This is a genomic window from Bacteriovorax sp. HI3, assembly GCF_059738875.1.
On record NZ_AP026946.1, the window covers coordinates 2824112 to 2837151 of the forward strand.

Annotated in this window: 15 protein-coding genes; 2 read left to right on the plus strand and 13 right to left on the minus strand. The window is 41.6% G+C overall.

Annotated elements, in window-relative coordinates; translation table 11 throughout:
* Window positions 1-80: 80 nt before the first annotated feature.
* Entirely contained in the window at window positions 81-530 is a 450-nt protein-coding gene (locus AC6JA8_RS13995) for a CBS domain-containing protein (RefSeq protein ID WP_497974349.1), read from the minus strand.
* Between the two features lie 221 nt (window positions 531-751).
* Here AC6JA8_RS13995 and AC6JA8_RS14000 point away from each other — a divergent pair, with 221 nt between their 5' ends.
* Together AC6JA8_RS14000 and AC6JA8_RS14005 are read left to right on the plus strand one after the other, a co-directional pair.
* Complete coding sequence (locus AC6JA8_RS14000; RefSeq protein WP_497974350.1) at window positions 752-1198, plus strand: hypothetical protein; 447 nt, start codon at window positions 752-754, stop codon at window positions 1196-1198.
* Window positions 1198-3222, plus strand: coding sequence for an ATP-binding protein (locus AC6JA8_RS14005; RefSeq protein WP_497974351.1), 2025 nt, complete (start codon window positions 1198-1200; stop codon window positions 3220-3222). The genes AC6JA8_RS14000 and AC6JA8_RS14005 overlap by 1 nt, the downstream gene beginning before the upstream one ends.
* Here the strand turns inward: AC6JA8_RS14005 and AC6JA8_RS14010 are convergent, their stop codons facing one another.
* From AC6JA8_RS14010 to AC6JA8_RS14065, 12 genes are all read right to left on the minus strand, one after another.
* Complete coding sequence (locus AC6JA8_RS14010) at window positions 3223-6903, minus strand: ABC transporter transmembrane domain-containing protein (RefSeq protein ID WP_497974352.1); 3681 nt, start codon at window positions 6901-6903, stop codon at window positions 3223-3225. It abuts the gene before it with no gap.
* Window positions 6904-6968: 65 nt separating this feature from the next.
* Window positions 6969-7520: a DUF3617 domain-containing protein gene (locus AC6JA8_RS14015; protein ID WP_497974353.1), complete on the minus strand. Its 552-nt coding sequence runs from the start codon at window positions 7518-7520 to the stop codon at window positions 6969-6971.
* A gap of 68 nt (window positions 7521-7588) precedes the next feature.
* Entirely contained in the window at window positions 7589-8374 is a 786-nt protein-coding gene (locus AC6JA8_RS14020; protein ID WP_497974354.1) for a murein L,D-transpeptidase catalytic domain-containing protein, read from the minus strand.
* Between the two features lie 99 nt (window positions 8375-8473).
* On the minus strand, window positions 8474-8713 hold the full coding sequence (locus AC6JA8_RS14025; RefSeq protein WP_497974355.1) for a hypothetical protein: 240 nt from the start codon (window positions 8711-8713) through the stop codon (window positions 8474-8476).
* A gap of 29 nt (window positions 8714-8742) precedes the next feature.
* On the minus strand, window positions 8743-9357 hold the full coding sequence (locus tag AC6JA8_RS14030; RefSeq protein ID WP_497974356.1) for a hemerythrin domain-containing protein: 615 nt from the start codon (window positions 9355-9357) through the stop codon (window positions 8743-8745).
* 118 nt (window positions 9358-9475) lie between these two features.
* On the minus strand, window positions 9476-10267 hold the full coding sequence (locus tag AC6JA8_RS14035; protein WP_497974357.1) for a YihY/virulence factor BrkB family protein: 792 nt from the start codon (window positions 10265-10267) through the stop codon (window positions 9476-9478).
* 84 nt (window positions 10268-10351) lie between these two features.
* On the minus strand, window positions 10352-10483 hold the full coding sequence (locus AC6JA8_RS14040) for a hypothetical protein (RefSeq protein WP_491637129.1): 132 nt from the start codon (window positions 10481-10483) through the stop codon (window positions 10352-10354).
* Between the two features lie 63 nt (window positions 10484-10546).
* Window positions 10547-11080 (minus strand): DUF3341 domain-containing protein, encoded by a 534-nt coding sequence (locus AC6JA8_RS14045; protein ID WP_497974358.1) that lies wholly within the window; start codon window positions 11078-11080, stop codon window positions 10547-10549.
* A gap of 10 nt (window positions 11081-11090) precedes the next feature.
* Window positions 11091-11447: a BON domain-containing protein gene (locus AC6JA8_RS14050; RefSeq protein WP_497974359.1), complete on the minus strand. Its 357-nt coding sequence runs from the start codon at window positions 11445-11447 to the stop codon at window positions 11091-11093.
* A 132-nt stretch (window positions 11448-11579) separates the two neighbouring features.
* Window positions 11580-12194, minus strand: coding sequence for an outer membrane beta-barrel protein (locus tag AC6JA8_RS14055; protein WP_497974360.1), 615 nt, complete (start codon window positions 12192-12194; stop codon window positions 11580-11582).
* Window positions 12195-12235: 41 nt separating this feature from the next.
* On the minus strand, window positions 12236-12508 hold the full coding sequence (locus tag AC6JA8_RS14060; protein WP_497974361.1) for a hypothetical protein: 273 nt from the start codon (window positions 12506-12508) through the stop codon (window positions 12236-12238).
* Window positions 12509-12548: 40 nt separating this feature from the next.
* On the minus strand, window positions 12549-12734 hold the full coding sequence (locus tag AC6JA8_RS14065) for a DUF1328 domain-containing protein (RefSeq protein WP_497974362.1): 186 nt from the start codon (window positions 12732-12734) through the stop codon (window positions 12549-12551).
* Window positions 12735-13040: the final 306 nt, after the last annotated feature.

The window sequence follows — 13040 nt, forward strand, 5'->3', positions numbered from 1 at the left end:
AAGTCAGGTGCCCTCCCAAGTCGATGCAACAAGATGTTGCTATTTTTTTGTCGTCCTATCAGGCTTACTAATAAAAACTCCTAGTACATAAAATCATTGTTGCTCATTGAGTGGCCATGAGTCGTAATCGAATTGACGGTACTCTCCAGTTGTTTTGGGTTGAGGTGCGCATGTGCCAAATCGCAAAGAGAGAGAATTCCCACCAAACGTTTTTCACGGTTAACCACCGGAAGTCTTCTCACTTGGTTTTCTCCTAAATTTTTGGCCACTTCATCTAACGTTTGATCTTCAAAGCAATAAAGCACTCTTTCCGTCATCACTTCACCGACATTGATATTTTTATAATCGCGTCCCTCTGCTACACAGCGAATGGCAATGTCTCTATCCGTCAACATTCCAACGAGACGATCATTCTTCTGAATAGGCAAAACTCCAAAATCTCCATCGCGCATTTTCTTGGCCGCTTCATGTAGAGTCATCTCTGGTGTTCCAAGCTCCACTCCCTTAGTCATGCATTCCTTTACGATCATAAAATCACCTCCGTTGGTGTTGTTAAAGAAACTGTCCCGGTAACTGCAAGATAAAGACCGCAAAAATGAAGCGTCAATTTGCCCTCTTTCACCAAAAATCCCCTTCGCTTTTGTCTTTTTGCCCCTTGAGCTATGCTTCACTTGAATATGCTGTGCTTCATATGAAGAGAGTCGTACATTGTTTATTGATTTGAACGTCTCCTCGGGATATAAATATATCTGTGAAATTTCCATTCGTTAAAACCTTGATGTTCATTTTGGTCCTGGCCTTCTCCAGCTCTTTAGCCTTTAGCGCTGAAAGTGTCGTGGTGATTGTTAGCCAAAAGAATCCACTCGATTCTCTGACAACAAAAGAACTTCAAGATTATTTTATGAAAAAGGATCGCACCTGGCCCAATGGCAATGCCGTTCGTTTTTTCGATCACCGCGACGACAACAAAAACCGCAAAGCTTTTTTAGATAAATACATCAAAAAAACATCCCGTGAAGTTGAGCTTTATTGGATAGGAGAAAAAATCTACACCGGTCACATTGCTCCTATTCAAATCACCTCGGATTCGATGATGGTTAAGATGGTTTCACGCTTTCCTGGTGGAATTGGTTATGTTTCTAAAAAATTCCCTCTGCCAAAGACCGTAAAGATCATTGCGGTTAAAGAGGGCACATAATGGAAAAAACTTTTAATCAAACCTCTTCTATTGTTCAGCGTCTGCGCACGGTTATGCTATCGATCGTGCTCTTTATCATCCTGTGCTTCCTGGCCATTTACGTCTCTAACTATCACCAGCTTCAAGACATCCAAACACTGAGTACGGCCAATACGCTTTTGAGTCTAAACACTCAGGCGATTGAAAGCTTAAATTCGACCGAACAGAATATGAACGTTATTTTCGTGCGCAAGGATGTCAGCGAACTTCGTTATAAGTTTGAAGAAAATTTAAAAGTCACAAAGCGCCTGCTTTACGACAGTATTCTTTTAACTAAAGATGACGAACTATTAACTAAAAACTTAAACGACGCTATTTTGTCTCTTGATGAATTGGAACACAGTCACGAAGTGATTTTCCAAAAACTAAAAAACATCCATAAAATTACTAGTCAGGATCAGATCGAAGAACTTAATGCTGATCTCTTAATGACCAGTCAATACCTGATGGATGCAAAAGAGATCTTAAGAAAAATTCAGATTCACATCAACAAACAAAATGAAGGGATCTTCTCTTCAATCTACAAAAACCGTTACCGCCCTCTTTTAGTGGCCGTTGGCCTTTGTATTCTCTTCTTAACATTTGTCATCACTATCGGATGGGCCATGGCCCGCAATGCGGCCAAGTCGATTTTAAACCTGCTTGATGCGACTGAAAAAGTGGGTTTAGGAAATATCACCTACCAGGCCCCGATTTTAGAAAACGATGAAATCGGTCGCGTGACTTATGCTTTTAACCGCATGATCACCTCTCTTCAGGCCAATCAAGAACAGCTAAACCTGGCCATTGACCGCACCACTCGCCTGCAAAGTATCACTGAATCTTTCTCAGAAGCACTGACACCCGATCAAGTTTTTGAGGTTGTTTTTAAACAGGCCTTTGAAGCCATGGAGGCCAACACTGGCTCCATCGTTTTATTAGGCGAAGATAAAAACTTCCTGGAGCTTAAACGCCTTGTTGGTTTCCCTGATGAAATTTTTGAAAAATGGAAAAAGTTCCCGGTCTCTACAGATGTGCCGATTGCTGAAGTTGTCCGCACCGGTCAACCCAAGTTCATTACATCAGACATGCTTGATAAATACTCTGCCCTTGACCTTGTAGAGCGTTTTGAGAAATCATACGCTGTGGCCTACATTCCCCTGAATGTCGAAGGCAAAACGCTTGGGGCCTTAAGCTTTAGCTTCCCGATCAATAAAAAATTCGATCAGCTTGAACGTGATTTTATGATTGCCCTGGCCCGTCAGTGCGCCCAGGCCATCCACCGCTCACAGCTTTACGATGACGCTAAAAAGGCCATCGAAGTACGAGATGAGTTCTTATCAATTGCTTCGCATGAGCTGCGCACTCCACTGACTCCCCTAAAAATGCAAATTCAAGGTGTGGCCCGCCAAATTGATAATGACAATGTCTCTAACCTGACACCTGAACGACTGATTAAAATGGTTGAAACCTCTGACCGCCAGATTACTAGACTCTCAGTTTTAATTGACGATCTTCTCGACGTCACTCGTATCTCAGCAGGAAAACTTTCTTTGAATAAAGAACACTTCAGCATGAAAGAAATGATTATGGATGTGGTGGCCCAGTACTCTCACCAGTTCAAGCACGCCCAGTCTCCGGTTGAAGTTAAAATTGAAACGGACATTGTTGGTCTATGGGATAAGGTTCGTATTGAGCAGGTGCTTATCAATCTTCTGACCAATGCTTCGAAATACGCTCCGAAAAAACCGATTCAAGTGACAATGAAAAAAGAAAATAACATGATCAAAATTCAAGTCACTGATCAAGGACCGGGAATCTCCCCTGAGAACCAGGAGAGAATTTTTAAACGCTTTGAGCGCGTAAGTGACAAGCAAAATATCGGTGGTCTTGGTTTAGGTCTTTATATCTGTAAACAGATTGTGGAAGCTCACCATGGAAATATTTATGTTCAAAGTGTGTTAGGCGAAGGCTCAACATTCACTGTCGAGCTTCCAGAAAAATAATTAAACTTCTAAAGCTTCTTCGAGTCCAAGCTCAGCTGAACTCTCCTCTAAAAACTCTCTATTTGGAGCTTTAAACGACTCCAGACGCCCGTCATTCATAACCATCAGGTAATCCAGGTCTGCGACTGTCCCCAGGCGGTGAGCGATAACTAAAACTGTTTTCCCCTTTAACTCTCTTCTTAAGACTCGCTGAATTTTAGCATCAGACACAACATCTACACTTGCCGTCGCTTCATCAAGCATAATGATTTTAGCATTTAATAAAAGTGCACGGGCCAGGCAAAATAGCTGTCTTTGCCCTTGAGATAAGTTCGCTCCCCCATCGCTGACAGCCGACAGAAGCCCCAACGGAAAGCTTTTAACTAATTCTTCTAGTCCTGTGTCTTTTAAAACTTTCCAGATCTCGTCATCCGACTTTCGCGAATAAGGGTCCAAATTACTTCTTAAAGTCCCCATAAAAAGTGTCGGGTCTTGTGGAATAATGGCAAGTCTTGATCTCAACGTCCCCAGGTCGATACTGGCAATATCTACTCCATCAATTTCAATTCTTCCTTTATGGACATTGATAAAACGATAGATCATTTGAAAAAGTGTCGTCTTTCCTGCGCCAGTTCTTCCAACAATTCCGACCTGTGCACCAGCGGGAATAGTAACATCTAATCCCTTCACGACTTCAGGAAGGCTTTCATCATAGCGGGCATGCACATTAGAAAAATGAATGCGCCCTTCACTTGGCCAGGCTTCATCAACGACGGCTGGATTAGAAGTAACGAATCGTTTTTCACTTGGTATTCTCGTCATAAACCTGATGCGTTCAATAGAAGTCATGCGCGATTCAAGATCAGAGAGAATTCTAATCCCCCAGTTTAAGGCGCCCCAGAAAGACATTGAGTAAAGAATCACAAGCCCGGCCGTCGCCGCTGTTAAGTATCCATTATAAACACTGACGATCAAACACAGTGCCGTTGAACCAGAGATAAGCCCTCCGATCATCGGAATGCGAATCGAAAACCAGCGGTTAAGTAAAAAGTTATTAACAAAGGCCTGCTGACTTTTTTCCAGGTGAGAGAAAAACTGCTCCCTAAACCACGCTTCTTTTTTATAGGCCCGGATGACAGGAAGCCCTCCTAAAGTCTCTTTAAAATGAGCATAACGAGGTGAACGTGCAATCGAGTCCATGCGTTTGGCCTCTCTGGCCGAAGCCCTATAGAGAATCTGCAGGTTCCAGTACACAAACCCGATAGGGATAATCACCACTAAAATAAGTGGTACGGAAACAATAATTAAACTTAGTGAAACCACAATTTGAAACAGGGCCTGAACGGCCGCTTCAAAACTCCACTGCAATTGGATATCCACCGATTCCAAATCACGCGAAAAACGCTGAAGTAATCTTCCGACAGGAGTCGTATCAAAAAAACGCACTGGTGCTCTTAAAATAGCCGCTAGCATTCTATCGTGAAGCTCTACTCCCGCCTTAATCCCACGCTTAAGCCAGAAAATCTGATTGCTCATTTGAACAATTAAACTCACAAGCGCAATTAATCCATAGATCATTACACCTTGAATCGGCGTAATCTGAGTCGGATGCCCAGAAAACCAGCTCAGCCACCATTGGTTAAATAATGGGAAGACTGAAATGGCCAGGACTCCTAAAACTAAGGCCGCAATGATAGCCCTTTGGTGTTTTCCTTCACCACCTAAAGCTTTGATGTAATCAATATATAATGAGCCTTTAACCGCTCCTTCTTCGCGGTCCTCATCACTCATTAAACGCGTTTCAGTTTTATCGCTTTCTCCACTGATTGAAGCGGCCAGCTCTGAATCTTTTTCCAGCGCATGCACTTCCAGGTGATGAGAATAAAAATGCTTAAACGATTCACTCTGCTCTAAAAGTTCATTTAATGATCCAATGGCCGCAACTTTTCCATTTTCTAAAAAAAGAATGCGGTCAAACTTAGCTAAAGCCTCTAAACGGTGAGTCGCAATGATGACAGTTTTCTTTTTCCACTCGCCCAGAATCAGGTTATTCACCAGGGCCTTTTCCGTGTTTACATCAACTGCAGAGAGAGGATCATCTAATAAAACAATGTCGGGATCCTGAATCACACAGCGGCCTAAAGACACGCGCTGTTTTTGCCCACCACTGAGGTTCACACCTTTTTCACCAATCTCAGTTAGAAGACCGCCGGGAAGATTTTTAATATCTCTTTCCATCGAGGTAACATAAAGGACTTCCTTCACTCGTGCTTCGCTGACATCTTTCCCCATTTTCAGGTTCTCTAAGACCGTCGCATTCATGATATAACTTTCCTGGCTGACATAACCAAGAGTTGAGCGGCTAATAGCAACGCTGCCCGATTGCGGTTTAATTTCTTGAAGGATCAATTGTAAAAGCGTCGTTTTTCCAGAACCAACTTCCCCCACAACCGCGACAGTTTCACCTTCTGCAATTGAAAATGATAAGTCTTTAAAAGCAAAATTGCCCTTTTCACTTTGATAAGACACACGATCAAAAATAATAGGCCGATCATTTGTAGAGAGGACCTGTACATCAACTGATTCTGAATTTAAAAATCCAATAATCCTCTTGGCCGAAACCCAGGCGTTGATTAAACGAGAAAGCACTCCCGGTAAATGCCCGATGGGTTCCTGTAATAATCCAAAAAGTGAAACACAAGTTAAGACCAGCGCCGGTGTTAAAGCTTCGCCTCTTAGGACGTGCACACAAAGAGCGACAAATAACACCAGGGTGGAAATCGCAACAAAACTTAAGCCTGAAAGCATTTCTACTTTGGCCAGGCTTCTTCTCGCTTTTACTTCTTCTTCTCTGACTTGTGAAACTTGATTGGAAATTTCTTCTTCCCAAACGTAATACTTCACCAATCGCATTGACTGAAGGATTTGTCCCATCAGTGTCACGCGGTGGTCTCTTTTTTTCATCATCTCATCTTCAAGATGGATGAATCTTTTTGCGATCTTTCTTGTGACCGGAGTCAGTATCGCCAGAATGGCCACTGCAATGAGAGCAGTCCATCCCAGGTAATAAAAAAGCATCGAAACACTACCTACTAAAAGTAGGGTCGCCCATCCCAAGTCTCCAATGAGCATCGGGACTTCGGCCAGAGCTTCTGTGTCTGAACTCATGTGGTTGACCACATCGCCCACATTGACATTCTGGCGGGCCTTTTGTGAAAGCTTAAGCGCCTTCTCAAAAATCAATCTGTTTAAGCGGGCAACGATCAAAACGTTTGCCCTTAAAGTGGCGTAGAAGTTATGTTGGTATCCAATCCCCATCATCACCCCAATTAAACCGATACACACAGCAATGGGAAGAACTTCCCAATACGTCGCTGTTCCTTCAGAAAGACGAGTCAGGCGAGTGATGAATTGATTCACAAAAAATGGGCTGGATAAACTTGAAAGTGTCCCGATCACATAAAAGCTCCACGCTCTTGTGACTAACTTTTTTTGTTCACCAACAAGTGAAGAAATAAATTTTCTCTGGGAACTTAAATCAATCGGTGCCACTTCCAGAGTGCGGTTGAGTTTAAGCTCTTCCGGTAAAGGAAGCAGGTCTTCGAACGTAAGAATTTTTTTTCGTCCTTTTTTGACGAGTGGAGAGACATTAAAAAAGAAGAAGTTTTTTAGAGCGGCCAGCATGGTGGTTAAACCTACCATAAACTGGCCTATCTTTGTTATTCTTTTGTTATTCTTTTGGTTATCTTTTGGTCATTTTCTGAAGATTATTTTTGAGTCTTAACCGGCTCAATGGCGCCACAATCAGCTGAAAGCCACTTTCCTTTTTGGTTCATATCTAAACGGTCTTTCTTCCCATTTGAATCAGTGTTAACCACGGCCTTTCCCACGTAAGCCCCTGGGTTAATTAAAGTGAATTCACCCTCTCCTGTACTCGATGGATTTCCCGTACATGTAAATTTCATTTTGATATTTTTTGAAGTGCGGCTTAGGATCTCTTGTTTGCAATTTGAGTCCTGGCTTTGTGGAATATCAAGCTTTTCTGCCTGTTCTTTAGAAATACAAACTTTTACACTTGTTCCTTTATCGCTCACGCCCATTCCCTGCTTTGCCATCATCTCTTCCATCATTTTGCGTTGCTCAGGAGGCATTTTTGCCATACTTTTTTTCATATCAGCGAGACCTTTTTCAACTTGTCCGCTTTGACTTTTAATCGTGAAGCTATGCTCCCATAAACCAGGCTTCATACTCTCCACTGCAGAAACAGAAGAAATAAGACTTGAAGTGGCAAGAAAAACGAAAAGAGATTTAAATTTCATGTGACTCCCTCACTAAACAAATATTGTAAGTCTATTAACGGACAATATTGTGAGCTTGGCAATCGAAATTAGAGATTAAAATTCCCTTCACAAGTTGAAGCGGCCCATTTTGTTTCACGAGGCCCGTAGATAAAAACGACCGATCCGTTAGTCACTTCGTTGGTCGCAGGATCGTAGTGCCCTTCTAAAAGATTAATGACGTGATCAATATAATCGCGGCTAATCATCGGACAGCCACTTGAAAGAGCATGTGCACTTGAGCGCGTAACCATTAAGTGTTTATGAACAACAACGGCCCTTTCGCAAGCGTTGTCGTTAATTCCATCTTCCAGTCCATGCAGAACCATACTTCTGCCGAACTTTCCTTCGTACTCTACTCCTGAAACATAAAATCCGCTTGAAGGTGCATTTGAACCTAACTCATTGCTGAAGTAGCGGGCATGTTTAATAGAATTTTTATTTTCTGATAAGTGTGTATTGAGCATATGAGCTTTGTAGCGTCCATGGGCCACGGCCATCATGGAAATCCCGCCAGTAAGCCTGTCGACTAAGAACATTCTTCTTTGGTCACTTGGGGCTGTATAATCAATTAAAGCAAAAACGCGTTTTTTATCCAAGGTGATTTGTGAATCTTGCCCACAGCGGTTATCAGCTTCATTAAATGACATTTTTCTTTTAAAAACTGTGTTCTCATGTTTTTCAAAAAAACACTGAACATGACTTAGGGCCTTCGTATTGAGTCCTTCTGCTTTAAAACGATTTTCGATTTCTTTCCATGAAAGATAATCAGCACGCGCTGAAAGTGCCGTTGAAATAAGGGCCAGGGCCAAAAATGTTTTTGTCATTAACTTCATGATATACCTCGTTCTATCAGTTTACCCGATAGAGTCTTCCATTGCTGGACTTGGATAACTTTACCCAAGACCGACAATGGAAGACGGATATACCACTTCTTATTTTGTAGTTCTAGCTTGTTTATGGGATTTGATCTTTTCTACGCAGTCATTGCAGTTGGCATTCGTAAGCACCTTATTTTTCGCCGGTTTTTTTAGTGAAACCTTGCTATCTGGCCACTGCTTCATACTGGTGAATGCCCCGGGAGAGGCACTAATAGAAGGGGCTGAAATCCCAATGGCAAAAGCCTGAGTAAAACTCAGGAAAAAGGCCAGCATTAAAAAAATATATCGTTTCATGATAAACCTCCGGCAACTGCTTGCCTCAACTAGCGGGAGTGAAGCGCTCTGTTCGTCGTGTGCTTTTGAACTTTGGCGATAAAATGTGAAGAAACTCGATGTCCTAATTTTTTAAGACCTGCTACTTCTTTTTGCAGTTTTGGGTACTGGCGAAGATCCTTGGTTGTAAAACTTCTCAACTTCATAAACTGAAATCCCATTTCATTGAGTATCGTTTTATCCAGGTCCTTGCGCATTTTTGGAATTATATCAGACTCCTCTTCTTTTAAGTGATGCTCGACTAATTCTGCGAGAACTTTCATCTCTATTTCCATTTCATCACTAAGAGTTCTTAGCCCGGTTATTTTCGGAGTGAGCATTTTGACTTTAGCATCGACAATCCCGTGCTCAATCTCTCCTTCAAGAATAAGTTTTCTTAAATCGGCCACTTTTAACAACGGTGCATAAACGACTTTCTTTTCGGCCTCTGAATGTTTATGAAGAGCATCGAGGAATGTTTTGGCATATCTCACTTTGAGTTTTTTATCTTCATCTTCATTCTTAAGAACTTTAATACACTCTTTTAAGTATTTGTGGTCTAAAAGCAAAACATCAATAATGTTAAATTTGTTGTTTTGAACAACTTCATCCATGTTAAATGTCATTGGTCCCTCCAGGTTGAACGTCTCTTTTTACCTCGCAAAATCAAGGCCAAAAAAGGCGTGCGCCAAGTAACTGAAAAGTTCATTTAGAGGCTATCGATTGGTCAACTTTCCCTATGATTCAAGTCTTTAACTGTCGGTTTTCTGGGTGAAGAAAAAGAAAGCCTTCAAGACTTAAAAAGAGTGTAAAGGATGAGTAATAGGCCCAGATAAGAAACACTAGCAGTGTCCCTGTAGCGCCATAAACTGAATTGATCGCAATATTTTTAAAATAAAGGCCGATTAATATTTTCCCGAAGACAAAAGCAATGGATGTAAAAATCGCCGCCTCTACTGCTGTCTTTATTTTTGGTGTTTTTGAAGGAGCAAAATAATAAAGTGCACTGAACATCATCAAATTGATCAGAAAGCTTAAAAGATTGGAGAGAACTTGCCCGAGAATAGTATCATTCATGTCTGTTCCGGCGACGTACTTAACAATGTTGGAAACAAAGAGTGATAAAAGAAACAACACTGCGATCGCTACAACAAAAAGCATCGAGAGCATGCGCTCTTTTACAATCTCTTTAAAACTTCGAGATGAATCTGGATCGTAGTAACCAAAAATCATATCAAAAGAAAAGCGCAGCTGCATAAAGACAAAGGATGCTGTAAAAAGCAGTGTGATCACACCGATCACTCCAGAGATAGAGGCCAGGCTGATGCCTTCAACTGCATTGTTAAAGATCATTTCAGTGATGCGTCCGACTTCAGGACCGAGAATAAAGTATGTCTGGCTGGTAAGTTCTGCTTGAACTCTATGACCTAATAAGGCCGCTACTTGTAAAAGAATTAAAAGAAATGGGGCGATTGAAAGAGCGGCATAATACGAGATGGCCGAAGAATGAAAGAAAATATTGTGTTTTAAAATCAAAAAAATAAATTCTTTTATTCTAAGGCCAAATCTAAATAAGCCTCTTTTTAGAGTTGAGATGACCATCACACCCTCTTAAAGAAACTATTTACCTTTAAAGAAAAATAACCAGGCCAGGATACAAACAAATCCAGGCACACCAAGAATGTACATTAAAATAGGTACTGCCACTTTTCCTTGTACATCTTCGACTAATTCATTCATTTTTTTCTTCATACCTTTTCCTTGGTTGTGTAACCCGCAGAAGTCGTTAGGGGGCTTCTGCGGGAATGGAAATGACTACGCCTCAGTAGATGAAGCGATGTCATGAGCTCCAGTGACTTCTAATAATTGTTTTGCACTTTTAATTGAATCGTTATTGTCACAGTGAACTGACAGAAGAATCCCTCCGTCTTTCACTGATCCTTCATAACGTTTAGCTTCGTATTCCGGTATTCCCAGTCCAACGAGGGCTCCGCTCACTCCTCCGACTGTTCCGCCAACACCAGCTCCGGCGATTGCGGCCATAATCGGACCTGCGGCCACAAGTGGCCCGATACCAGGAAGAGCTAAAGCTCCCATACCGGCCAGCCATCCGAGAGTCCCACCGACAACGACACCAGTACTTGCACCTGTCGCTATTCCTTCAGGGGCCTTGGTGTGTTTTTCGTGGGCGAATTGTCTGGTGGTATCTTTATCCGGCATCAACACTGAAATATCAGTCATTCTGAATCCTGACGTTTTTAAGCGCTCTACAGCGCGTTCCGTAGATGAACGGGTGTCAAAGATTCCGAAAACTGAAACATTCATTTTGTCCCTACTTAGTGTTCTCATCTTTTCCTCCTTACTTCACTACACTTATCTGATTATAAATTTTGTGTTTGGGAGCAGTGACATAAGCGTGTTCAAGAATTCTTGCTCTCTCGTCCGCAGTTGCCACATTTCCTTTAAGTGTCACACCATTGTTAATAACGATAATCTTAATATTTTTTGCTTTCATAGAAAGGGCCGCATCTTTCATTAGCTCAGCTCGAATCTTTTTAGTCACCAATACATCCTGAGGTTTGTTCGACTGATCCCCGGCCGTCAGACCTGTTTCTTGATCGACCACTCGAGGGTTTGCACCTGGGCCTTGTTTGGCCATTGCAGAGTTAAAAGATGTACAAAGAACCATGACCATTAAAATTGACCAAAGTTTCATTTTTTCCTCCTAATAAATAATCCAAGCGCTACAGTATTTTTTACGTCCGCCGCTTATTTAAAGAGCAAAGCGTGTGCCGGCCAAAAAATACTTGAGTACGCCGAAGCTTTTAACTTCGGCGTGTGAAAATGATTAGATAGCAACCGGGAAACTCACACTGAGAATCATTGATTCATTGCTGAGTTCAACATCGCCTCGTGTGGTGTTTGGAGTGAAGACTCCGACTTCCTGTAAAACAGTGTCGTCATACTTCATATTTTGGTATTCGACGTTTAAGCTGGCAAAACCCAGTTTCACGCCGGCACCTACGCGGTAACCTTGCCCGCTTTTAAATTTGGCATCAACACCTTCATCCTTATCAGGATCAACTTCACCGGCAACAATCCATCCGGCCCAAACGCGAAGAGCGATCGCTGTTGGCATTTGAATCCCGACAACAGGGCCTACGTTCCATGCTTTGGCATCTGTATCCATGTTAAGCTTGTTGTCTTTAAATTTTGGCATTGAGTAACGTCCATCCACTCCTAAAAAAATAGAATTGTAAACATGCCCACCAAATCTTAGACCGACACCGAAACCATCAAGTTCAGTATCAGCACTACTAAATGGCGCCGGGAAATTCACATCCCCTCTTCCTCTTTCCCATGTCAGCATAGGTTCAACAAATAGTCCGCCTTCATTATTTTCCTGTGCGTAAGTGATGCTCGAGAAGGCAATAAGCGACACTAGAAAAAGAAACTTTTTCATCAAAATCCTCCGTAATATGTAAATACTTTTTAAATTATTTTCTAATCAACCGCATCTTCGATTTTATCGCCTACATTCTGAGCAGCATGTTTCATCTTTTTGCCCATGCACTTCATTTTCCCATCGACCATTTCACATGTTTCGTCCTTGGCCTTTCTTACGGCCTTTTTAGCAGCTCGTTTTGTGTCGTTGCCCATTTCCTCAGCTTTTTCTTTAACTGTTTCATCTTTGCCAAGTGCGTGTGCATAATTTGAAGTGAAACCACCAATCAGAGTGATGGTAACTAGAACTAAAAGACTTTTTTTCATTTGCATAATCTCTCCTTTTATTCGATATGCAGGTTAATAAGGAAATTTAGTGAATATCTTTGTGACGTTTTCTTTCAATCTCTGCACTTCCGATAAAGCTCATAAGCGCGAAGATAAAGAAAACTGATAAAATCATTTCGCCCATATCTGTTGAAAGGCCTAAAACCCCAAAAGCTCCCAGCAACATTGCCAGGACTCCAAGAATAAAAAATGTAATGGCCGCCTTTAACATGTCTCACTCCTTGTTCCATATAAAAGTTTGTTAAGGAAACTTCACAAAGGTGTATAAGCAGTTTGTGTGCCAAATTTTTCATACCAATTTTATGGAGTTTCTTAAGATAGTGAGGTTTTTTTCTACAGCTAGACGGGGAAAAAAGTTCTGTGTGGTTTTTTGCCAGTACCAAAAAAGGAAATGCATATAATGATATAAACGAATCATTGAAATCTTACTTTTCACGTCCCATATTTTCCCAACCCTCTTACACTATTTGCCCCAATTTTTTTTACGACAAGCTTCAAGTTGCCAAAATTTAAAGTG

Bases quoted from the DNA above. Each gene is read 5' to 3' on its own strand.
- AC6JA8_RS13995 (WP_497974349.1), bottom strand. From the start codon at position 530: ATGATCGTAAAGGAATGCATGACTAAGGGAGTGGAGCTTGGAACACCA.
- AC6JA8_RS14005 (WP_497974351.1), top strand. From the start codon at position 1,198: ATGGAAAAAACTTTTAATCAAACCTCTTCTATTGTTCAGCGTCTGCGC.
- AC6JA8_RS14010 (WP_497974352.1), bottom strand. From the start codon at position 6,903: ATGGTAGGTTTAACCACCATGCTGGCCGCTCTAAAAAACTTCTTCTTT.
- AC6JA8_RS14015 (WP_497974353.1), bottom strand. From the start codon at position 7,520: ATGAAATTTAAATCTCTTTTCGTTTTTCTTGCCACTTCAAGTCTTATT.
- AC6JA8_RS14020 (WP_497974354.1), bottom strand. From the start codon at position 8,374: ATGAAGTTAATGACAAAAACATTTTTGGCCCTGGCCCTTATTTCAACG.
- AC6JA8_RS14025 (WP_497974355.1), bottom strand. From the start codon at position 8,713: ATGAAACGATATATTTTTTTAATGCTGGCCTTTTTCCTGAGTTTTACT.
- AC6JA8_RS14030 (WP_497974356.1), bottom strand. From the start codon at position 9,357: ATGACATTTAACATGGATGAAGTTGTTCAAAACAACAAATTTAACATT.
- AC6JA8_RS14040 (WP_491637129.1), bottom strand. From the start codon at position 10,483: ATGAAGAAAAAAATGAATGAATTAGTCGAAGATGTACAAGGAAAAGTG.
- AC6JA8_RS14045 (WP_497974358.1), bottom strand. From the start codon at position 11,080: ATGAGAACACTAAGTAGGGACAAAATGAATGTTTCAGTTTTCGGAATC.
- AC6JA8_RS14050 (WP_497974359.1), bottom strand. From the start codon at position 11,447: ATGAAACTTTGGTCAATTTTAATGGTCATGGTTCTTTGTACATCTTTT.
- AC6JA8_RS14055 (WP_497974360.1), bottom strand. From the start codon at position 12,194: ATGAAAAAGTTTCTTTTTCTAGTGTCGCTTATTGCCTTCTCGAGCATC.
- AC6JA8_RS14060 (WP_497974361.1), bottom strand. From the start codon at position 12,508: ATGCAAATGAAAAAAAGTCTTTTAGTTCTAGTTACCATCACTCTGATT.
- AC6JA8_RS14065 (WP_497974362.1), bottom strand. From the start codon at position 12,734: ATGTTAAAGGCGGCCATTACATTTTTTATTCTTGGAGTCCTGGCAATG.